22 protein-coding genes are annotated in these 20,149 nt (G+C 70.4%); 12 read left to right on the plus strand and 10 right to left on the minus strand.

Annotated elements, in window-relative coordinates:
- Positions 1 to 167: 167 nt before the first annotated feature.
- Positions 168 to 371, plus strand: a complete 204-nt coding sequence (gene cspE, locus CRP55_RS03720; protein WP_015625344.1) for a transcription antiterminator/RNA stability regulator CspE — start codon at positions 168 to 170, stop codon at positions 369 to 371.
- A gap of 98 nt (positions 372 to 469) precedes the next feature.
- Here cspE and CRP55_RS03725 read toward each other — a convergent pair whose 3' ends face one another.
- Positions 470 to 1,183: a lysophospholipid acyltransferase family protein gene (locus CRP55_RS03725; RefSeq protein WP_097317993.1), complete on the minus strand. Its 714-nt coding sequence runs from the start codon at positions 1,181 to 1,183 to the stop codon at positions 470 to 472.
- A 109-nt stretch (positions 1,184 to 1,292) separates the two neighbouring features.
- Between CRP55_RS03725 and CRP55_RS52750 the strand changes: the two genes are divergently transcribed.
- Together CRP55_RS52750 and CRP55_RS03730 are read left to right on the plus strand one after the other, a co-directional pair.
- Entirely contained in the window at positions 1,293 to 1,466 is a 174-nt protein-coding gene (locus tag CRP55_RS52750) for a hypothetical protein (protein ID WP_179854999.1), read from the plus strand.
- Positions 1,467 to 1,500: 34 nt separating this feature from the next.
- Entirely contained in the window at positions 1,501 to 2,358 is an 858-nt protein-coding gene (locus tag CRP55_RS03730; protein WP_097317994.1) for a hypothetical protein, read from the plus strand.
- Here CRP55_RS03730 and CRP55_RS03735 read toward each other — a convergent pair.
- The 4 genes from CRP55_RS03735 to CRP55_RS03750 are packed head-to-tail and all read right to left on the minus strand — an operon-like array spanning position 2,355 to position 5,407.
- Complete coding sequence (locus CRP55_RS03735) at positions 2,355 to 3,212, minus strand: ABC transporter permease (RefSeq protein WP_097317995.1); 858 nt, start codon at positions 3,210 to 3,212, stop codon at positions 2,355 to 2,357. The two genes, CRP55_RS03730 and CRP55_RS03735, sit on opposite strands and share 4 nt — an antisense overlap.
- Positions 3,202 to 3,933, minus strand: coding sequence for an ABC transporter ATP-binding protein (locus tag CRP55_RS03740; RefSeq protein ID WP_097317996.1), 732 nt, complete (start codon positions 3,931 to 3,933; stop codon positions 3,202 to 3,204). The genes CRP55_RS03735 and CRP55_RS03740 overlap by 11 nt, the downstream gene beginning before the upstream one ends.
- A gap of 1 nt (position 3,934) precedes the next feature.
- Positions 3,935 to 4,996, minus strand: coding sequence for an ABC transporter substrate-binding protein (locus tag CRP55_RS03745; RefSeq protein WP_097317997.1), 1,062 nt, complete (start codon positions 4,994 to 4,996; stop codon positions 3,935 to 3,937).
- 12 nt (positions 4,997 to 5,008) lie between these two features.
- The gene (locus tag CRP55_RS03750; protein ID WP_097317998.1) at positions 5,009 to 5,407 is read right to left on the minus strand and encodes an RrF2 family transcriptional regulator; all 399 of its coding nucleotides are present in this window, start codon (positions 5,405 to 5,407) and stop codon (positions 5,009 to 5,011) included.
- A gap of 175 nt (positions 5,408 to 5,582) precedes the next feature.
- On the opposite strand from CRP55_RS03750, the gene CRP55_RS03755 reads away from it, so the two are divergent.
- The 6 genes from CRP55_RS03755 to CRP55_RS03780 all read left to right on the plus strand — a co-directional run bounded on the left by CRP55_RS03755 (position 5,583) and on the right by CRP55_RS03780 (position 11,062).
- Positions 5,583 to 6,893, plus strand: coding sequence for a M16 family metallopeptidase (locus tag CRP55_RS03755; protein WP_097317999.1), 1,311 nt, complete (start codon positions 5,583 to 5,585; stop codon positions 6,891 to 6,893).
- Complete coding sequence (locus CRP55_RS03760) at positions 6,890 to 8,209, plus strand: M16 family metallopeptidase (protein ID WP_097318000.1); 1,320 nt, start codon at positions 6,890 to 6,892, stop codon at positions 8,207 to 8,209. Before CRP55_RS03755 ends, CRP55_RS03760 begins: the two co-directional genes overlap by 4 nt.
- 20 nt (positions 8,210 to 8,229) lie before the next feature.
- Entirely contained in the window at positions 8,230 to 9,156 is a 927-nt protein-coding gene (gene nudC / locus CRP55_RS03765) for an NAD(+) diphosphatase (RefSeq protein ID WP_438865762.1), read from the plus strand.
- Between the two features lie 95 nt (positions 9,157 to 9,251).
- Positions 9,252 to 10,139: a phytanoyl-CoA dioxygenase family protein gene (locus CRP55_RS03770; RefSeq protein ID WP_097318002.1), complete on the plus strand. Its 888-nt coding sequence runs from the start codon at positions 9,252 to 9,254 to the stop codon at positions 10,137 to 10,139.
- A 21-nt stretch (positions 10,140 to 10,160) separates the two neighbouring features.
- Entirely contained in the window at positions 10,161 to 10,601 is a 441-nt protein-coding gene (locus tag CRP55_RS03775; RefSeq protein WP_097318003.1) for a hypothetical protein, read from the plus strand.
- Positions 10,598 to 11,062, plus strand: a complete 465-nt coding sequence (locus CRP55_RS03780) for a hypothetical protein (RefSeq protein WP_097318004.1) — start codon at positions 10,598 to 10,600, stop codon at positions 11,060 to 11,062. Before CRP55_RS03775 ends, CRP55_RS03780 begins: the two co-directional genes overlap by 4 nt.
- Here CRP55_RS03780 and CRP55_RS03785 read toward each other — a convergent pair.
- On the minus strand, positions 11,055 to 11,300 hold the full coding sequence (locus CRP55_RS03785) for a mycoredoxin (protein ID WP_097318005.1): 246 nt from the start codon (positions 11,298 to 11,300) through the stop codon (positions 11,055 to 11,057). The two genes, CRP55_RS03780 and CRP55_RS03785, sit on opposite strands and share 8 nt — an antisense overlap.
- An 81-nt stretch (positions 11,301 to 11,381) precedes the next feature.
- Here CRP55_RS03785 and CRP55_RS03790 point away from each other — a divergent pair, with 81 nt between their 5' ends.
- From CRP55_RS03790 to CRP55_RS03800, 3 genes are all read left to right on the plus strand, one after another.
- The gene (locus tag CRP55_RS03790) at positions 11,382 to 13,514 is read left to right on the plus strand and encodes an ATP-dependent DNA helicase UvrD2 (protein WP_097318006.1); all 2,133 of its coding nucleotides are present in this window, start codon (positions 11,382 to 11,384) and stop codon (positions 13,512 to 13,514) included.
- A 126-nt stretch (positions 13,515 to 13,640) separates the two neighbouring features.
- Positions 13,641 to 13,913 carry a hypothetical protein gene (locus CRP55_RS03795; protein ID WP_143234389.1) on the plus strand — a complete coding sequence of 91 codons (273 nt, stop codon included), beginning with the start codon at positions 13,641 to 13,643 and terminating at the stop codon, positions 13,911 to 13,913.
- Positions 13,914 to 14,057: 144 nt separating this feature from the next.
- Entirely contained in the window at positions 14,058 to 14,420 is a 363-nt protein-coding gene (locus CRP55_RS03800; RefSeq protein WP_097318008.1) for a WhiB family transcriptional regulator, read from the plus strand.
- Positions 14,421 to 14,753: 333 nt separating this feature from the next.
- Here CRP55_RS03800 and CRP55_RS03805 read toward each other — a convergent pair whose 3' ends face one another.
- From CRP55_RS03805 to CRP55_RS52755, 4 genes are all read right to left on the minus strand, one after another.
- Complete coding sequence (locus CRP55_RS03805) at positions 14,754 to 16,022, minus strand: M18 family aminopeptidase (protein WP_097318009.1); 1,269 nt, start codon at positions 16,020 to 16,022, stop codon at positions 14,754 to 14,756.
- 5 nt (positions 16,023 to 16,027) lie between these two features.
- Positions 16,028 to 17,383 (minus strand): ABC1 kinase family protein, encoded by a 1,356-nt coding sequence (locus tag CRP55_RS03810; protein WP_097318010.1) that lies wholly within the window; start codon positions 17,381 to 17,383, stop codon positions 16,028 to 16,030.
- A 764-nt stretch (positions 17,384 to 18,147) separates the two neighbouring features.
- The gene (locus CRP55_RS03815; protein WP_342751512.1) at positions 18,148 to 19,416 is read right to left on the minus strand and encodes a ThiF family adenylyltransferase; all 1,269 of its coding nucleotides are present in this window, start codon (positions 19,414 to 19,416) and stop codon (positions 18,148 to 18,150) included.
- A gap of 211 nt (positions 19,417 to 19,627) precedes the next feature.
- Entirely contained in the window at positions 19,628 to 19,789 is a 162-nt protein-coding gene (locus CRP55_RS52755; RefSeq protein ID WP_015625326.1) for a DUF5679 domain-containing protein, read from the minus strand.
- Between the last annotated feature and the right edge of the window lie 360 nt (positions 19,790 to 20,149).

Below are 20,149 nucleotides of genomic sequence, written 5' to 3' on the forward strand. Positions count from 1 at the left end.
ACTCAGGAGCGCCTGTGGGGAAGTCTGCCCCAGGCGCTCTTTGTCGTAACCCGGGTTTCTCCGGTACGGGCGATCAGTACGGCAGCACGAGACTCACGAAGTGTGGGTCTTACTATTTCGTTCCCGTCCATACTGGTCGGGAACGATCGACCGTCGAGGAGACGAGCATGGTTACCGGCGTTGTGAAGTGGTTCAACGCGGACAAGGGCTTCGGGTTCATCACCCCGGACGACGGCGGCGCCGACGTCTTCGCCCACTTCTCCGCTATCCAGACTTCCGGCTACCGCTCGCTGGACGAGAACCAGCGGGTCGAGTTCGAGGTCACGCAGGGCCAGAAGGGCCCGCAGGCCGCGAACATCCGCCCGCTCTGATCTCCATCCGGAGCAGGTAGCAGGTAGAACGACAAGAACGGCGCCGCATCCCCCAGCCGGGGTGCGGCGCCGTTTTCGTTGCTTCAGACCGGCACAGGTCAGACCGCCGCGGCCTCGGGCAGAGGCGCGGTGCCGCCCAGGTGGGCCGGGAGCCACCAGCGGTCCTCAGGACCCGAGGGCTTGTCCGGGTACGCCCGCTGGGCCGCGTCCAGGAGCCCGCTGAGCCGCTCCTTGAGGATCGCGGTCAGCGCGTCGGGCGAGACGCCTTTCTGCATCTCGATCGCCTCGCCGATCTTGATGATGACCGGCACGTGACGCTTGCCCAGCTCCTTCTTGTGTCCCTTGGTCCAGAGCCGCTGCGGGCCCCAGACGACCATCGGGATCAACGGCACCTTGGCCGTACGGGCCAGCCGCACCGCGCCCGACTTGAGTTCCTTGACGGTGAACGACTCGCTGATCGTCGCCTCGGGGAAGACGCCGACCACCTCCCCGTCCTTCAGGGCCTGGGTCGCCTCGCGGAACGACGCGGCGCCGGCGTCACGGTCGACCGGGATGTGCCGCATGCCGCGCATCAGCGGGCCGCTGATCTTGTGGTCGAAGACGGATTTCTTGGCCATGAAGCGGACGAGCCGCTTGGCCGGCTGGGCGCCGAGCCCGCAGAAGATGAAGTCGAGGTAGCTCACGTGGTTGCTCGCCAGCACCGCCCCGCCCGCCGGCGGGATGTGCTCGGCTCCGTCCACCTGAATCTTCAGGTCGAGCGCGCGGAACCAGGCCTTTGCCGCCGCGACCACCGGGGGATACACGAGTTCCATGGCAAGACGGTAGCGGACGTCGCTGAATTTCTCCTGGGCCGGATGCAACGGAACGCCCCTAACGAGCGTCTTACCAATGTCTGGTCTTTTTCAACGGGGAGGCGACGGCATGCGGGGTCCCTCGGCCCGCCGTGAGCTGGCGTATGTGTGCGCCTTCGCCTCGGTGGGCGTCGTGCTGGTTCTCGCCGTGGCTTTCACTCCGTGGTATCCGGCTCTGTCCGATCCGGCCGGTGTCGCTCCCGCCGTGTGGCACCAGATGCTGGGGTTGCTCGGGGGCGTCTAGGGCTCGTTCACGATCGTGGTGTTCACTGGGATTCATGTCCGACCAGACGTGGCAACGACCGGGCGGTGGCTTCGGCTCCGGGCTCGTCACGGGTGTGCCGTCGCTGCCACCGCCGTCGGACCCTGAGCCTCCGCGCGATGACAAGAACCGGCAGAAGCGGCAGATACAAATCTTCGCCGCGATCGCCGGCGCCATTCTCGCAATTGGTCTGACCGTTTTGCTCGTGGTGGTACTGTCCTCGGACACCAATCCGTTCCGCGATCAGGCCTCGGCGCCGACCGACGTCCGGCCGCCCCTCGCCCAGGCCTGCCCGGCGCCCAGCGAGTCGCCCAGCGCCGGCGCGACCCAGGCGCCCTCGGCCCCGCCGCCGGAGTCCGGACAGCGCACGACCGACACCGAGGCCGGCATCTCCTACAAGGCGTACGGCGCTCCGTGGGTCCCGTGGGACACCGTCTGGCGGGCCGGGACGCTCGAGGTCCCGTACAAGGTGGGCCAGCATTTCGTCACCGAGCAGTACAGCGGCGGGAGCTACCACGCCTCGATCCTGTCGGCTGCGGTGCCGGCCGCGGACAACGACGCGGTGACGCTCAACCTGGAGTGCGTGGGCCGTCAGGTGGCGGCGGACGTGCGCGCCGAGTACTACCCGCAGCCGAACACGATGGACGCCATGCGGGACGAGCTGACCACGCTGGGCGGCCGCCCGGCCTGGGTGAGCGAGTTCCGCCTGCACTTCTCGTCGCCCGGCCTGACCGCCACCGACGAGTTGTCGGCGGTGGCGGTCATCGACGTCGGAAAGACGACGGCCGCGGTCCTGTACGTCTCGATCCCCGGCACCCACAAGCAGTTCGACTACGTCGTGGACGACGTCTTGAAGTCGGTGCGGCCCCTCTAGGACGACAACAGGCCCCAGCGCTTGCGCAGGGCGTTGTCGGCCGCGTTGAAGAGAACATCGATCAGGATGCCGATGATCAGGACGACGATGATGTAGCAGATGACCAGGCTCGAGTCGCTGAGGTCGCGGGCCTGCTGCATCCGTACGCCGATGGAGAGCGCACCCGGCACGATGACCAGCAGCTCGCCCGCCATCAGGCTGCGCCAGGAGAACGCCCACCCCTGCTTGAGGCCCGAGATGAACGACGGCAGCGACGCCGGCAGGATCAGGTGCCGGTATTTCGCGAAGCCGCGCATCCCCAGCACCTGGCCCACCCGAAGCCACGTCCGCGGTACGTAGTCGATGCCGCTGATCAGGCCGTTCGCCACCGAGGGGGCCGCGCCCAGCACGACCACGAACAGGATCGCGCTCTCGCTGAGCTGGAAGAGCAGGATGGCCAGCGGGAACCACATGATCGACGGCATCGTCTGCAGGCCGGTGATCAGCGAGCCGATCGCCGCCCGCAGCGGGGCGAACTGGGAGACCAGCGCACCGACCACCGTGCCGATGACCACGGCCAGCAGGAACCCGGTGAAGGCCCGGGTCATGGTCACCCGGACGCCGTCCCAGAAGTCGGCCGTCGTGATCACCGTGCCGAGGTCGGTGAAGACGGTCTCGGGCGACGGGAGCACGTAGATCGGCTTCCACTCGGCCCAGACCACGATCTGCCAGACGAGCAGCACGATCGCGATGGCCAGCAGCTTGGGCCAGGTGCTCTTCCAGATCCGTTTGCCGGTGTCGCCCTTCTGGCGCTTCGGCCCGAGCTCGAGGGCGTCGAGGCCGCTGACGGCCCGGTCCAGTGTCTCAGTTGCCATGACGGGCCACCTCCGCGCGCAGCCGATCGGTGATCTCGGCGGCCTGGCCCGAGACCTCGGGGGAGTCGATGCGCCGGGGGCGCGCGTGTGCGATCGCGAAGTCCTCGATCACCCGGCCCGGCCGGCTGCTCAGCAGGATGACCCGGTCGCCGAGCCGCACCGCCTCACGCACGTTGTGCGTGACGAACAGGACGGTCAGCTCCTGCTCGCGCCAGATCCGCTCGAGCTCGTCGTGCAGGATGTCGCGGGTCATCGCGTCCAGCGCACCGAACGGCTCGTCCATCAGCAGGACGTCGGCGTCCTGGGCCAGGGCACGGGCCAGCGCGACGCGCTGGCGCATGCCGCCCGACAGCTCGTGCGGCCGCTTGTCGCCGAAGTCGCGCAGCCGGACGATCTCCAGCAGCTCGTCGGCCCGGCGGCGGCGCTCGGCCCGGCCGGCGCCCTGCAGCCGCAACGGCAGCTCGACGTTGGCCCGCACCGAGAGCCACGGGAACAGGGCCGCCTCCTGGAACATCAGCGAGACCTTGCGGTCGCCGATGTCCAGCGTCCCGCCGCTGATCCGGTCGAGCCCGGCCACGAGCGAGAGCAGGGTGCTCTTGCCGCAGCCGGACGCGCCGAGCAGGCAGACGAACTCGCCCCGTTGGACCGTGAGCGAGACCCGGTCCAGGGCCAGCAGCGAGCCGTACTCCTTGGAGACGTTCTCCAGTTGAAGGACGCTCATGTCAGGCCGCGGAGTCGCTGACCTCGGGCTTGCCCGCGGCCTTGAGCAGCTCGTTGAGCGGCCCGAGGTCGTAGATGCCCTTGAGGTCGACGGGCTTGAGCAGGCCGACGTCCTCGGCGTGCTTCGCGCTGGTGTAGAGCGACGAGGCGACCGGGTCGGCGGTGAAGGTCAGGTTCTTGAAGGAGGACTCGAGCACGTTGTCCTTGAGCGGCTTGCCGCTGAGCGCCTTGATCTGCTCGTTGGCCGCCTTCTGGGCGCCGGCGTTGTCCTTCTCGATCTCGTCGAGCGCCTGGAGGTGGCCTTGGAGCAGCTTCTTCACGGTGGCCGGGTACTTCTTCAGGAACTCCTGCGTGACGATCAGGTGGGTGGTGACGAACAGCCCGTTCGGCCACAGGTCCTTCTCGTTGACCAGCACCTTGCCCTTGGACTCGAGCACCAGGCGGCTCAGGTTGGGCTCGGGCACCCAGGCGCCGTCGATCGAGCCCTGCGCGAACGCCTGGAGCGCTGTCGCGTTGTCCTGCGGCAGCACGGAGACGTCGCCGCCGCCCTGCGTGTCGGCGTTGAGGCCGTTCTCCTTGAGCCAGGCGCGCAGCGCGACGTCCTGGGTGTTGCCGAGCTGCGGGGTGGCGATCTTCTTGCCCTTGAGGTCGGCCGGGCTGTTGATGCCCTCCTTGACCACGAGGCCGGCGCCGCCCGAGGTGCTGCCCGCGATGATCTTCAGGCCGCTGCCCTTGGACTGGGCCCAGCCGTTGATGGCCGGGTTCGGGCCGATGTACGTGGCGTCGATCGCCCCCGAGAAGAGCGCCTCGATGGCGGCCGGTCCGGCGTTGAACGTCTTGGTCTCGAGCTTGGCGCTGCCGAGCGCGCTCTGGAAGTAGCCCTTGTTGACGCCGATCAGCGCCGGGGCGTGGGTGATGTTGGGGAAGTAGCCGAGGCGGATGGCGCTCGCCTCCGAGGTGCTGCCGGCGGCCGCGTCGTCATCGCCGCCGCACGCGGCCAGCAGTGAGGCGGACAGCACGGCGGTGGCGGCGAGGGCAAGCGCACGTATGGTGCGGGAGCTCATGGCTCTCTACTCCTAGATGTTGTTGAGTTGGGCCAGGGTCCGGTGGTCGACGACGCCCTCGATGGCCTCCTCGACGGCGACCCACACGTCGCGCAGCCCGATGGCCGCGCCCCGATAGGTCGTGGTGCCGGTGGGCAGTCCGCGCACGGTGGTCAGCGCCCCGCCGACCGCGCGGACGACGTCGCCCACGGTGATCTCGGTGGCGGGCCGGGCCAGCGCGTATCCGCCGTCGACGCCGCGGTGGCTGTGCAGCAGCCCGGAGCGGCGCAGGTCGAGCAGGATGCCCTGCAGAAAACTGAGCGGGATGTCCTGGGCGGCGGCCAGTGACGCGGCCTTGACCAGGCGCGGGTTTTCCGCGGCGACGGCGAGCATCGCCCGCACGGCGTAGTCGGTTCGTGCCGAGACGTACACGGTTCCCCCTGACCGTCCGTGCCATTGTCTGTTTAACCTATCTAGCGGATAGGAATAATGGCCTAAGTAGAGATTGGGGTCAACCCTCGTCCGCATGACGGGATGCGATCGTCCGGTCGCCGCTCGGTGACATGCACTCGCGGCGGTGGGCCACGGGAGGCGCTAATGTCATTTCGTGGCGCGCAGAATCAAGATCCCCGCGACGAAATATCCGGTCGAGCGATTCACCCTGGACAACGGTCTGCGGGTGGTGCTGACCCCCGATCGCAGCGCCCCGGTCGTCGGTGTCGCGGTCGTCTACGACGTCGGCATCCGATCCGAGCCCGAGGGCCGCACCGGCTTCGCCCATCTCTTCGAGCACCTGATGTTCCAGGGCTCGGAAAACTTGGAGAAGCTGGCCCACTTCCGGCATGTGCAGGGCGCCGGCGGCACCTTCAACGGCTCGACCCACCTCGACTTCACCGACTACTTCGAGGCGCTGCCCTCCGGCGCGCTCGAGCGGGCCCTCTTCCTCGAGGCCGACCGCATGCGCGGCCCCCGCCTCACCGAGGAAAACCTGCTCAACCAGATCGACGTGGTCAAGGAGGAGATCAGGGTCAACGTCCTCAACCGGCCGTACGGCGGGTTCCCCTGGCTCCGGCTCCCACCGGTCATGTTCGACACCTTCGCCAACGCCCACGACGGCTACGGCTCGTTCGGCGACCTCGACAGCGCCACCGTCGAGGACGCGCAGAACTTCTTCGACCGCTACTACGCCTGCGGCAACGCGACGCTCGCGGTGGCCGGCGACTTCGACGTGGCCAAGGCCACCGAGATGATCAAGCGGCACTTCGGCGACGTGCCGGCCCGCCCGGCGCCCGAGCGGCCCGACTTCGACGAGCCCGATCTCGACGGTGAGCGCCGCGACTCGTACACGGACAAGCTCGCCCCGCTGCCCGGCGTGGCCAGCGCCTGGCGGGTCCCCGACCCGATCAACGCGTTCCAGGACTACCTGCCGTTCGTGGTGCTGGCCGAGGTGCTCACCGACGGCGACGCCTCCCGCCTGGTCGAGCGCCTGGTGCAGCGCGACCGCACGGTGACCAGCATCGGCGGCTACATCGGCTTCATGGGCGACGAGTTCCAGGTGCGCAACCCGACCGCGCTGCTGCTGCAGGCGCACATGCCGCCCGGCGGCGACGCGGAAAAGGTGCTGCGCACGGTCGACGAGGAGCTCGACCGGCTGGCCGCCGACGGGCTGCGGCCCGGCGAACTGGAGCGCACCCAGGCCCGCATCGCCACCCACCTGCTGCGCGACACCGACGCGGTGCTCGGCCGGGCGCTGCCGATGGCCGTGCTCGAGCTCCAGCGCGGCCGCCCCGAGATGCTCAACGAGCTGCCCAAGCTGGTCGGCGAGGTGACCGAGGCGCAGATCGTCGCCGCCGCGGCCACCCTGCGCCCCGAACGTCGCGCCACCGTCGAGGTCCTCCCGGGAGCCACCGCATCATGACGACTAAAGCCCTGCCCGATCTCATTCCCGACGCCAAGATCAAGCTGCCGCGCGAGGCCGAGCGCACGATCGCCGGCGGGCTGACCGTGATCGCCATCCGGCGGCCGGCGGTCCCGCTGGTCGAGCTGCGGCTGCGGGTGCCGTTCGGCAAGACGCCGCTGCCCCGGGCCACCCTGCTGTCGCAGGCGCTGTTCACCGGCACCGGCACGATGACCAGCGTCGACATCGCGGCCGAGCTGCAGGCGGTCGGCGGCGGCCTCTCGGCCGGCCTCGACCCCGACAAGCTGCTGATCAGCGGTAACTCGCTGGCGGCGGGGCTCGACCGGATGCTCGAGATCCTGGCCGCGGTGCTGACCGACCCCGGATATCCCAACGAGGAGGTCGCCACCGAGCGTGAGCGCCTCGTCGACCACATCCAGGTCGCGCAGAGCCAGCCCGCCCACCTGGCCCGCACAGCCCTGCTCAAGCGGATCTACGGCAAGCATCCGTACGCGATCCAGACGCCCGAGCCCGAGCAGGTCCGCTCCGTGCGCCCGGCTCAGCTGCGCGCGCTGCACGCCGACCGGGTCCGCCCCGAGGGCGCCGTGCTGGTGCTGGTCGGCGACATCAACCCGGAGAAGGCGATCGACGCCGCCGAGAAGGCGCTCGGCAGCTGGACCGGCCCGGCCAAGGACGGCACGATCCCGCCCACCCCGCCGCTGGAGCCGGGCCCGCTGCTGCTGGTCGACCGGCCCGGCGCGGTGCAGTCGTCGCTGCGCATGGCGCTGCCGGCGCTGGAGCGCACCGACCCTGACTACGCCGCCCTGCAACTGGCCAACCTGGTCTTCGGCGGCTACTTCTCGTCGCGCTGGGTCGAGAACATCCGCGAGGACAAGGGCTACACGTACGGCCCGCACACCGGCATCGAGCACTTCGCGGCCGGCTCGGCCCTGATGGTGGCGGCCGAGGTGGCCACCGAGGTGACCGGCCCGTCGCTGCTCGAGACCCTCTACGAGCTGGGCCGCATCGCCAGCCTGCCGCCCGGTGAGGAGGAGCTGGAGCAGGCCCGGCGCTACGCCCTGGGCACGCTGCGCCTCGGCATGTCCACCCAGGCCGGTCTGGCCGGCCTGGCCAGCATGTACGCCGGCATCGGCCTGCGCCTCGACCACCTGCGGGAGTACACGGCGGCGCTGGCCTCGGCGACCCGCGAGCAGGTGGCCGACGTGGCGTCGCGGTTCCTCGCGCCGTCCAAGGCGGTCACCGTCATCCTGGGCGACGCCGACAAGGTGGAGGCGCCGCTGTCCGCGCTCACGACCGTGGAACGTGGCGCCGCGTGAGTGCTCCGGAACAGCCCGACCTGCACGAGCAGCCCGGTTCGCCGCCCCTGGCCCGCACGACCCTCGACCGGGCGGCCCACCACCGTACGGACGAAGCCTGGTTGTCCGAGGCCTGGAACAGGGGCCTGGTCCTTGTGGTCGACCTGTCCAAGGGTGGCCGTGCGCTCGTCAAGGAGGACACTCTCGTCCTTCTCGCCCCGGCCGAGGCGCCCGAGGGCGAGCACTGGTTCCTCGGCGAGGACCGTGACGGCACCCCGCTCTGGACCATCGACGCGGCGCTCCCGGAGATCGAGGGCGCCCGCGCGGCCACCCTGCGCGACGTCGGTCACCTGCTCAGCGACCGCGACGCCGGCATCTTCACCACGGCCGCCGCGCTCGGCAACTGGCACCGCAGCCACAAGTTCTCGCCGCGCACCGGCCAGCCGACCAAGGCGATCGAGGCCGGCTGGGCCCGGGTCGACGAGGACGGCAACACCATGTGGCCGCGCACCGACCCGGCCATGATCGTGCTGGTGCACGACGGCCGGCCGGGCCCCGAGGGCCGTTGCCTGCTCGGCCACAACGCCACCTGGGGCGCGGCGCCGGACGGCGGCCTGCGCTTCTCGTGCCTGGCCGGCTACGTCGAGCCCGGCGAGTCGGCCGAGGCCAGCGTCGTGCGCGAGGTCGGCGAGGAGGTCGGCCTGCGGCTGAAAACGTTGCGGTACGCGGGCAGCCAGTCCTGGCCGTTCCCGGGCTCGCTGATGCTCGGCTACCACGCCACGGCCGACCCGGACCAGCCGCTCACGCTCGATCCGGCCGAGATCGACGAGGCGCACTGGTTCTCCCGTGAGGACATCGCGAAAATGATCGCGGGCGACTATCAGCACCCGGAAACTGGTGTCCGGATGGGCCTTCCGATGCCTTCTTCGATCGCTTTCTATCTCATTGAGAGCTGGCTGGCTGTTTGAACTTTCTCTAATCAGAAAAGTTTTCTGCTTCCTGGGTAACCTTCGCGCGCCACCGACTCGTCTTCGCTATACAAAGACCGAGAGGTGGAAATTCGATGACGCAGGTGGAAGCGCCCGCATGGGCTCCGATGACGGCCGATGAGCGCGCCCGGTTCGACCGGGACGGCTTTCTGGTCGTCCGTGGGGTGTTGTCGCCGAGCGAGATCGACGTCGCCCGCACCGCGATCCTCGGCGCCTTCCAGCGTGCGGGTGAACCCGGTGGTCACGGCCTCGGGCCGACCGGCGCCCTGCACCAACTGTCGGCGGTGAGCTCGTTGCCCGAGCTGGCCTTCCTGCTCGACCACCCGGTGGCCTTCCGCTACATCTGGTCGCTGCTCGGCTGGAACGTGCACGTCTATCACTCGCACATCGACGTTCATCCGCAGATTCAGCGGAAACAGAAGGACTGGTGGCACTGGCACCAGGACGGTGGCCGGCAGAACCGGGAGATCGAGACCGATCCGCGCCCGATGCTGTCGGTGAAGCTGGCCTATTGGCTTTCCGACGTGAGCGAGCCCGGCCGCGGCAATTTCACCGTTCTGCCGGGCAGCCACAAAACGAACTGGCTGCCCGGTCCGCCGACCCGCGGCGTTCCGTGGCCGCAGCCCGAGGGCGCCATCCAGATCACTGCGAACCCCGGCGATCTCGTCGTCTTCGACCGCCGGCTCTGGCACGCCCGCTCCGACAACTACTCGCCGGTCACCCGGGTCGGGGCGTTCTTCGGTTACACGTACCGCTGGATCGCCGGCCGGGACGAGACCGCGGGCCTGCCCGGCCGCCCCGAGTGGGCGGGCTTCACCGGCGTGCAGCGCCAGTTGCTCGGCCATGCCGGCGACGGCAGCGGCGACCACGCGTGGGGTCACTTCCCGCAGACCACTCCGCTCTACGGCGTGCTGAGGGAGCAGGGGCTGCTGGACTCCAGCATTCCGGCTCTGATTCCGTAGCGTCCGGATTAACCTACGTATGTGGGACAAAACGGGACATTAGTCAAGACGGCGACGGCGGCGGGCCGCAACGTCCTCGAGGCGCTCGAACAGGAGCACCCGGCGCGGTCGCTGTCCCGTCTGAGCGACTCGCCGGGCGCGGTCCGGCTGCTGCGCGAGCTGTTCACCGTGGCGGTGCGCCGCAGCTTCGTCGGGCGCGACCCGCGGGACGTCACCGGATATGTGCGCGACCTGCTCGAATACCAGTCACTCCCGACCGACGGCGCCCTGGCCCGCGAGGCCGAGGCGGTGATCCGGTCCGCGGTCGGCGAGCCCGACCTGGCGTACCGGATCCCGGACCTGCGCCGCTTCGAGCTGATCTGTTACGTCGTGGGTGACCTGGTGCGCCCGCCGGGCATCCCGCCGGCGCACCTGGCCGACCTGGTCGAGCAGGCCGAGCACCGGGTGGAGCGGTCGTCGTGAGCGCCGTCTTCCCGCCCGAGCCGCGGCTCGGCCACCTGCTCCAGGCGGTGGCCCGCAACGACGTGCCGGCCCGGCTGGCCGCTCCGGCGGGCGACACGGAACGCCGCGTATGGGAGATCGCTTTCGGTCTCATGGTGCGCCGCCGGTTCCTCACCGACAGCCCGCTGGCCGAGATCGGCCGCAGCGTGGCGACGGCCGTGAACTTCCACGCCGCGGCGGCGCTGCCCGCGCTCGACGCGGAAATGCTGGTGCGTGAGGCGCTGGGCGAGAAGGTGCCGGTGGAGGAGATCGACGTGGCCGTCCGCTCCGGCGTACATCTGCTGCTGTCCGCTTCTCTCGCCGACGAGCTGGCGATGACCGACGGCGAGCTCGACGACCTGATCAAACAGGCCGAGAAGCTCGCCGTCCCGATTCCCATGCCGGCTGTCCCGGAGGAAGCGCCGGCGGAAGAGCTCAGCTAGCGGCCAGCGCGGCCAGGTGCTCCTTGACCTGGACGATGGACGGGTTGGTCAGCGCCGACCCGTCGTCGAACTTCAAGGTCGGCACCGTCTGGTTGCCGCCGTTGACGCTCATCACGAAGTCGGCCGCCGCCGGCTCGCGCTCGATGTCCACGACGTCGTAGGCGATGCCCTCGCGGTCGAGCTGCGACTTGAGGCGGTGGCAATATCCGCACCAGGACGTCGAGTACATGGTCAGCATCGGTCAGGATCCCTTCGGATGGGTCACATGGCACAGCGCCTTCAGGCACAACGCCCACCCCTGGTGTCATGATTCCCTGTTGTGCTGACTGATGCGGTGCTGGCCGGGCTCGACCCCGAACAGCGGACGGCGGTGACCGCCCCGGCGGGCCCGGTCTGCATCCTGGCCGGTGCGGGCACCGGCAAGACGCGGGCGATCACCCATCGCATCGCCTATCGGACGCTGGCCGGCGAGGTGAACCCGCGGCACATCCTGGCCGTCACCTTCACCGCCCGCGCCGCCGCCGAGATGCGCTCGCGGCTCACCGAGCTCGGCGCCCGCGGCGTGCAGGCCCGCACGTTCCACGCGGCCGCGCTGCGCCAGGTCCGCTATTTCGCGCCGCGGCTGCTCGAGGGCCGGGCCATGCCCGAGCTGCTGGAGAGCAAGGCCCGTGTGGTCGGCCTGGCCGCGGCCCGGGTCGGGGTGCGGGCCGACCGCACCGGAGCCCGCGACCTGGCCAGCGAGATCGAGTGGGCCAAGTCGTCGCTGGTCGAGCCCGGGGAGTACCCCGTGGCGGCCACCAAGGCGCTGCGCGAGCCGCCCTTCGAGCCGGCCAAGGTGGCCGAGGTCTTCGCCGCCTACGAGGAGCTCAAGCGGCGGCAGGGCGTGATCGACTTCGAGGACATGCTGCGGGCCGCCGTCTGGGGCATCGAGGACCACCCGGACGTCGCCGAGCAGATCCGCGCCCAATACAGACACTTCGTCGTCGACGAGTACCAGGACGTCAACCCGCTCCAGCAGCGGCTGCTGGAGGCGTGGCTGGGCGGGCGCGACGACCTGACCGTGGTCGGCGACGCCAGCCAGACGATCTACTCGTTCACCGGCGCCACCTCGTCGTACCTGATCGACTTCCCGCGGCAGCGGCGCGAGGCGGTAGTGGTCCGGCTGGTCCGTGACTACCGCTCCACCCCGCAGGTCGTCGGCCTGGCCAACGCCGTGATCCGGCAGGCCCGCGGCAACGAGGCCCGGCTGCGCCTGGAACTCGTCGGCCAGCGCCCGCCCGGGGCCGAACCCGAGCTGAAGATCTTCCCGGACGAGACGGGCGAGGCGGCCGCGGTGGCCAAGAAATGCCGCGAGCTGATCGCCGCGGGCACGCCGGCCAGCGAGATCGCGGTGCTCTTCCGGATAAACGCGCAATCCGAGACGTACGAAAAGGCACTGGCCGAGGCCGAGGTCCCGTACGTGGTTCGCGGGGCCGAGCGGTTCTTCGAGCGCACCGAGATCCGCCAGGCGATGATCGCGCTGCGCGCCGCCGTCCGCTCGATCCCCGGCGAGACCCCGCTCGTGCAGGCCGTCGTCGAAGGGCTGGCCGCGACCGGATGGCAGCGGGAGAAGCCGCCGCCCGGTGGCGCCGCCCGCGAGCAGTGGGAGGCGCTGGCCGCCCTGGTCACGCTGGCCGAGGAGTACGCCAAGAGCCCCACCCTGGAGCCGATCGGGCAGGCCGGGGCGGTGCAGCGCGACCTGACGCTCTCCGGCTTCAACGACGAGTTGGCCCGCCGGGCCGAGCAGCAGCACGCGCCGACCGTCGCCGGCGTCACCCTGGCCTCGCTGCACTCGGCCAAGGGCCTCGAATGGGACGCGGTCTTCCTGGTCGGTCTCGCCGACGGCACCCTTCCGACGACGTACGCCAAGACGCCCGAGCAGCTGGAGGAGGAGCGCCGCCTGCTCTACGTGGGGGTCACCCGCGCCCGGCAGTACCTGTGGCTCTCGTACGGGCAGATGCGCTCGTCGGGCGGCCGCGCCCGCCGGCCCTGCCGGTTCCTGCCGCAGCTCGAGCGCAACTCGACCACCGAGCGGGCCGGCGGCGACCGGAGTCGGAAACCCGACCGAAGGCGCCCGCAGGTCTCGTCCTGCCGCGTCTGCGGGGCCACCCTGCTGGCCGGCGCCGACCGCAAGCTGGGCCGCTGCCCGACCTGCCCGTCGGACCTCGACGAGGATCTCTACGAGCGGCTGAAGACTTGGCGCGCGACTATGGCCGAGGAGCTCAGCGTTCCTGCTTACGTGGTGTTCACCGATGCCACCTTGGTGGCGCTCGCGGAGCGCCGGCCGTCCAATCCGGCCGAGCTTCTCGCGATCGCCGGGATCGGGCCGCGCAAGCTCGGTCAGTACGGGCCCGCGGTGTTCGCTCTGGTCGGTGGCGCGGACCCACTTTCGGCCGCCGCGGAAAAACTTTGAGAATCAACCCGTTAATTCGTTTGCCTCCCCGTGCGGGGCAGGCATAGCCTCAGAACACAGCTCACCGAGCGGCAACGTTCGGCGAGGTCAAGACACGAGTGCAAGCAATTGGAGGAGGTGGCAGACATGGAGATCTTCGAGATGACGATGACGCGACCGTCGATGCCGCTGACCCTTGCCTGCGCTCCGTCCGCTCTCCAGCCGGCTGCCCCCGTGGCAGTGCTGGCCGCTGAGCGGGCCCCGGTGTCGCTGGTGCACCAGGTCTCCGCCCGGGCCGAGCTGGGCGGCGCTGCGGTTCGCATCGAAGGCACCACTGGGTTCAAGGGCAGCAATGTCTCCATCTCCAAGCGCTACACGGATGGTGGCAGCGGTGTCCCGCCTCGAGGAAGGCCGGTCTGAGAGACTCAGACCTCCGGCTCACCTCGAGGCCGCGGAACCCGTAACCGGGATCCGCGGCCTTAATTTTTTGCCGGCTCATCGGCCGGTGCACGACCTGAACGGCGATCCAGAAGATCGAAGAGAAGAGAGAGGTGACCGGGCTTTATGAGTCTGGCGCTGGCCCCACTCGACGTGAGCGTCGAGATCGAGGCAAACCTGCCCTGCCGGAAGTTCGACCCGGACCTGTGGTTCTCCGACTCCCCGGCCCAGCTGGAACTGGCCAAGTCGCTCTGCGGGGACTGCCCGCTGCGCGTCGAGTGCCTGGCCGGTGCGGCCGAGCGGAACGAGCCCTGGGGTGTCTGGGGCGGCGAGATCTTCGAGCGCGGTGCCGTGGTTCCGCGCAAGCGGCCGCGTGGCCGTCCCCGTAAGGCCGACGTGGCGCGCGACGCCGAGCTGGCCCACGAGGTCGAGGAGCGGCTCGCCGCGAACGGTCTGGACTCCCGCAACTCCGTCCGCCTGGCGGCCTGACATGCACACCCTCCCCAACCCCCTTACCCGAAAGCCGAGCATCGAGATGAACCCGAACGGAACGAAGATGAGACTCCTCCAAGAAGCGTTGTCCCGTGCCCGAATGCGTCGGCCTCAGAGTGACTACACACCTGAGGCACACCGTCCCGCCCGTCGAGTAGCCATGGAAGCCCAGCACAGGGCCTCGCGCGAACTCGGTGGTGGGCGTTTCTAGACACCGATGATTGAAAGGCCCGTCCGCTTCGGACGGGCCTTTCGCTATGTCTCCGGCGCCGGCCTTCCGAGGGCCGGCTTCCGCGGGCCGGGCTTCCGCTGGCCTTGGGCGTACGCGGGTCAGGCGCCGGCGGAGAGGAAGACCTCGATCGCGGCGGCCAGGTAGGCCGGGTCGTCGACGTGGGTGAGCTCGCGGGCCGAGTGCATCGAGAGCAGCGGGATGCCGACGTCCAGCGTCGGGATGCCGAGCCGGGCCGCGGTCATCGGGCCGATCGTCGAGCCGCAGGGCACCGCGTTGTTCGAGACGAACTCCTGCCACGGCACGCCCGCCTTGGCGCAGGTGCGCGCCCAGAGCGCGGCGCCGGTCGCGTCGGTCGTGTACCGCTGCACCGCGTTGATCTTCAGCAGGGGACCGCCACCGGCGACGGGCCGGTTCACCGGGTCGTGCTTTTCGGGGCGGTTCGGGTGTACGGCGTGACCGGCGTCCGAGGAGAGACACCACGACCCGGCGATGGCGCGGGCCAGATCGGAACGGTCGCCACCGAGCGCGGACGAGACCCGCTCGAGCACGTCGGACAGGAACGGCCCGGCCGCGCCGGAGCGGCTCTCGGAGCCGACCTCCTCGTGGTCGAACGCGGCCAGGATCGCGATGGCGCCGGCCGGCTCGGCGGCCAGCAGCGCGGTCACCCCGGCGTGCACCGAGGAGAGGTTGTCGAGCCGGGCCGAGGCGAACAGCTTGCCGTCCTGGCCGAAACGGGCCGGGGCGGCGCTGTCGACGGTGACGATGTCGTATCCGGCGACGGCCTCGCTGTCGATGCCGGCCAGCCCGGCCAGGTGCCCGACCACGTCGGCCTCGCCCGCCGCGCCGACGCCGAAGACCGGCTGGACCTCGCGCTGGCGGTCGGGCGCGAAACCGTTGTTCAGCTCGCGGTCGAGGTGGATGGCCAGGTGCGGGATGCGGGCGAACGGGCCGGTGCGCACCAGGTGGCTGGTGCCGTCGCGGTGCACGACGCGGCCGGCCAGCTCCAGTTCACGGTCGAACCAGGAGGCGACGATCGGGCCCCCGTACACCTCGACTCCGGCCTGCAACCAGCCGTACACGGAAGTCGAGGGTTTGGGCTTGAGCTTGAAACCGGGCGAGTCGGTGTGCGCGCCGAGGATCCGGAACGGGGTGCCGGCATCCGCGCCGTCGGGGATCGCCAGCGCGATGACCGAGCCGTCCCGCACGATGAGCAGCCGCGCGCCCGGCCGGACCTCGCCGCGCCAGTCGGCGGTCTCGTCGAGCGGGCGATATCCGGCCTCGGTCAGCCGGCGCGCCACCTCGGACGCCGCGTGATAGGAGCTGGGTGAGGCGGAGACGAAGGCGGCCAGATCGTCGATGTGGGTCATGGCCTTCAGGCTACGGGCGCTTCATGCGCGAATCCCGGCAGCCACTTCTCCAGGATGCCGCGATAGGGCGCGCTGGCCTCGAGCTGGCACAGCACGCCGATCGAGCCGAGCGTGACCCGGTGGATCAACAGGTATGACGGCGGCAGGTTGAGCTTGCGGCTGAGCTGGTACGCCGGCGAGCGCGGGTTGCTGAGCCGGGTCGCCTCGCCGCGCAGCCAGGCCCGGGTGAACCGGAACTCGTCCACGGCGACCGGCTCGATCATCGGCCGCAGGAAGTCGAGGACGGCCCGGGCGTCGATCTCGTCGTCGGGCTTGATGAAGCCTTCCTCGCGCAGCCCCTCGGCGACCCCGTCGGCGTCGTCGTCGAGCGCCAGCCGCACCAGCCGCCCGATCGCCTCCGGGTGCCCGCCCGGAAGCCGGGCCACCGCACCGAAGTCGATCACGCCGAGCCGCCCGTCGGCCAGCATCCGGAAGTTGCCCGGGTGCGGGTCGGCGTGCAGCAGCCCGGCCCGGGCCGGGGCGGAGAAGTGCAGCAGGGCCATGAGCCGCCCGGCCTCGTCGCGCTCCTCCTCGGTGCCGTCCGAGATCACCTTGGCCAGCGGCGTGCCCTCGACCCACTCGGTCACCAGCACCCGCGGCGCCGAGGCGATCACCTTGGGGACATAAATCTCCGGGTCTCCGGCGTACGCGGTGGCGAAGGCCCTCTGGGTCTCGGCCTCCATCGCGTAGTCGAGCTCCTCGGTGATCCGCTCCTTCAGCTCGGCCAGCAGCGGCTTGATGTCCATGCCAGGCTGGATGATCTTGAACATGCCGGCCAGCCGGGACAGCTGCTTCAGGTCGGCCAGCAGGGCCTCGCCGGCACCCGGATATTGCACCTTGACCGCGACGGGCACGGTCTTCGGCTTGGCGTTCTTGCGGGCGGGAGGCAGTTTCCACACCGCGCGGTGCACCTGCCCGATGCTGGCCGCGGCGGCCGGGCTGTCGTCGAACTCGGCGAACAGCTCACGCCAGTCGGGCCCGAGCTGCTCGGCCAGAGCTTTGTGCAGGCTGGCCACCGGCATCGGCGGCGCCGCTTCCTGCAGCTTGGTCAGCGCCTGCCGGTAGGGCCCCGCCATTTCCTCGGGCATGGCCGCCTCGAAGACGGACAGCGCCTGCCCGAACTTCATGGCCCCACCCTTGAGCTGCCCCAGCACGCTGAAGAGCTGCTCGGCGGTCCGCTGCTGAATATCGGCCGAGATGACGTCGGTGGCGATCCCGACGGCACGCTTGCCCAGCCCGAGAGCCGTCCGCCCCGCAAACCCCAGAGGAAGCGAAGCAAGCTTGGCCGTACGGGCCGCCGCCCGCCGCGGTATATCGCTCACCAGATCATTGTGACCGACGCCGCGCCATTACTCGGCCCGCCTGGGGCGGCTTCGCCCTACTCGCCCACAAAAGTCCGTTACAAGTTTCCCACCTCTCCACAAATCCCGCCCCACCCCACCACAACCTCCACCACCCACCCTCGGCCGCTTCCTAGCTTCACCCTCGCCAGGCCGCCGAGGTGGCAGTGGACGCCGTTGACCGGCAGCGCTCCCTCGACTCCTTCGGTCAAGGCCGCGCGGCGGGGGCGCGGTTGACCGCCACCCTTTCCTCGGTCCCCCGCTCGCTTTTCCCCTGAGCCGGCGCCGCGTGGTGAGGCGTGGTTGACGGCTACCTCACCTTGGCCGCTCGCTTGCTTTCCCGCTCGGTCGGCCGCGGCATGGTGAGGCGTGGTTGTCGGCCACCCTTCTTCGGCTGCTCTTTGCTTCCTCTCGGTTGGCCGCCGCGTGGTGCGGCGCGGTTGACCGCCACCCTCGCCGCCTTGGCAGCTGCGTGTGGGGCCGGTGGAGTCGCTGGGGGCGAAGGGGCCGGTGGATGCGGCGGGGCCAGCGGGGTCCTGCGGGATGGCGGGGCGGTGGATGCGGCGGGGCGGATGGAGGCGGCGGGGTCAGCGGGGTGTGCGGGATGGCGGATGGAGGCGGCGGAGCGAGGGACGTGTGCGGGGTGGCGGGGTGGGTGGATGGGGCGGGCCAGTGGGGTAGCCGGGGTGGCGGGGGTGACGGATCGGTGGGTTGGGAGTTCGGCGCCTCGCTCTCGCCGCTCTGTCTCAGCCGGCTTTCTTGGGCGGGCGCCGTGTGGTGGGTGGGGGCGGCTGGCCGGTGTCGCTTCTCGTAGCCGGCTGGCGTGTCGCGGTTCCGGGCGTGGCGGCGGTGTCGGCTGGGTGCTGTCCTGGAGTCGGGCGCTGGTCTGAGGCCGAGGGCTGATCTGACGGCTGTCCTGGAGTCGGGCGCGGACCTGAGGTCGGGCGCTGGCTTGAGGTCGGGCGCTGCTTTGGGGCTGGGCGCTGTCTTGGGGCTGGGCGGTGGCGTGTGCAGTCGCACGCGGGATGGGGTCGCCAGGTGCGGCGGCGGGAGTGGCCCGCGGCTGTGATCTCGAGGGAGGCGCCGAGGGTTTCTGGGGTGTCGCCGTCCAGGAAGGCCAAGGCCTCGGCTGTGGCGTAGGCGGTTGCTGCCAGCAGCGTTGTCACCGCGCACGGCTCTGGGGACGGGGAGCGGGCCGCGCCCGGCCAGGTTGCGTCGCGGTCGAGGCGGTGCAGGTCCAGGCAGGCCAGGCACGGGCCGCCCGCGTGGGGGACCAGCGGGCCGATCACCGCGGCGCCGTCGCGGATCGTCACGGCCAGGTGGGGCTGGCGGCGGGCGGCGTGTGCCGCCGCGACCAGGGCCGCCGGCTCGTCGGCGTCGAGCTGGATGACCAGGGCCGGCCTGGCCGTGCGCAGGCGGTGGGTGTCCACGTCCGGCATGGCCTGGGCCACGGCTTCGGCGATGGCCTCGCTTCTCGGTGTGCCGATCGCGCCGGTGCCGAACGGTCCCGCGGCGAGCTCGTCCTCCTGGACCAGCCCCGGGACGTTCGCCCGCACGTGGCCGACGCCGGCCTGGGCCAGTGCGACAGCTATCGGCGCGCCCAGGCGGCCACGCCCTGTGATCATCACCGAGGCGACCTGGCGGCGCCGGAGGGTGGCCGTGGGTGCTCGCCCGCGGCGGTCTTTGAGGGCCAGCGCCGTCGCCTCGCCGACCAGGCGCTGGTTGGCCACGCCGTCGGGGGTGCGCGGGATCAGCGCGGCGGCCGGACGGGCCAGCCCGGCCGCGTGCAGGAATTCGAGGACGGCCTGCGCCTGGTCGAGGGGTATGCCCAGCTCGACGGCCCGGAGCAGGACCGAACGCTCGGGGCGGGTGCCGTCGAGGAGGTCGAGCATCCCGGCCGCGCGGGGGTGGGGCAGGCGCAGCAGGACGGCCTGGGCCGGGTCGGCGCCCAGCTGCAGTTCGGTGTCGTCCCGCCAGACTCGGGGGAGCCCGGGAAGAAGGAGAGGGCGGTTCACGAGTGACAGCATGTCACTGCGGCGCTGCGGAGCGAGTTCGTTGTCCACAGGCCCGCACCGCCCGGGAAGCGGGTTATCCACAGGTCTGAGGCGGTTATCCACAGGCTAGGGAGTTGTCCACAACCTCACTCAACGTGCTCGGTTCGGTGTGGATATGGCGTTGGGAGGTAATGCACCGGGGAGGGCGACGAGCCCTCCCCGGTCGGGTGACTCAGGCCTTGGCCTTGCCCAGGATGCGGTTGACCGTGGTGCCGCACACCGGGCACTTGCCCTTGGCCATGTTCATGCCGGTCTTGGAGACCTCGACGGTCCCCTGGAAGTCGCGCTTCTCCTTGCACTTGACGCAGTAGCCGTTGTACGTGTTGTCGGCCACGGTTCCTCCTAAGCGATGTTGTCGGCCGGGGTTCGGCCCGAGCGAGCTCGTTTCGGCGCTGGACCGTTCCGCGACCACATGGATGTGGCCGCCCGTCAGGGCCGTCCACTACCCAGGTCAAGCCGGTTCCATGTCAGCGCGGTGCCGCTGGTGTCGGCGCCGACGTGAGTGTGCCGGGAGGAATCGCCCTTTTTGGTCAGTTGTGCCGCAACACGCCGGGGATTGCCATCAAACGGTCGTAAAAGGGACGCGAGGTGCGTGCGCTAAGTTGGCGTGCTGTCATCGGTGTTGCGGCTGTGGAAATTTTTTCCGGTAATACTGGGAGCAACTACGCATATCCGGCGGGTGTCATCCGCCGTA

Origin of the sequence: Paractinoplanes atraurantiacus (assembly GCF_900215205.1) — a bacterium.
GTDB classification, from domain to species: domain Bacteria; phylum Actinomycetota; class Actinomycetes; order Mycobacteriales; family Micromonosporaceae; genus Actinoplanes; species Actinoplanes atraurantiacus.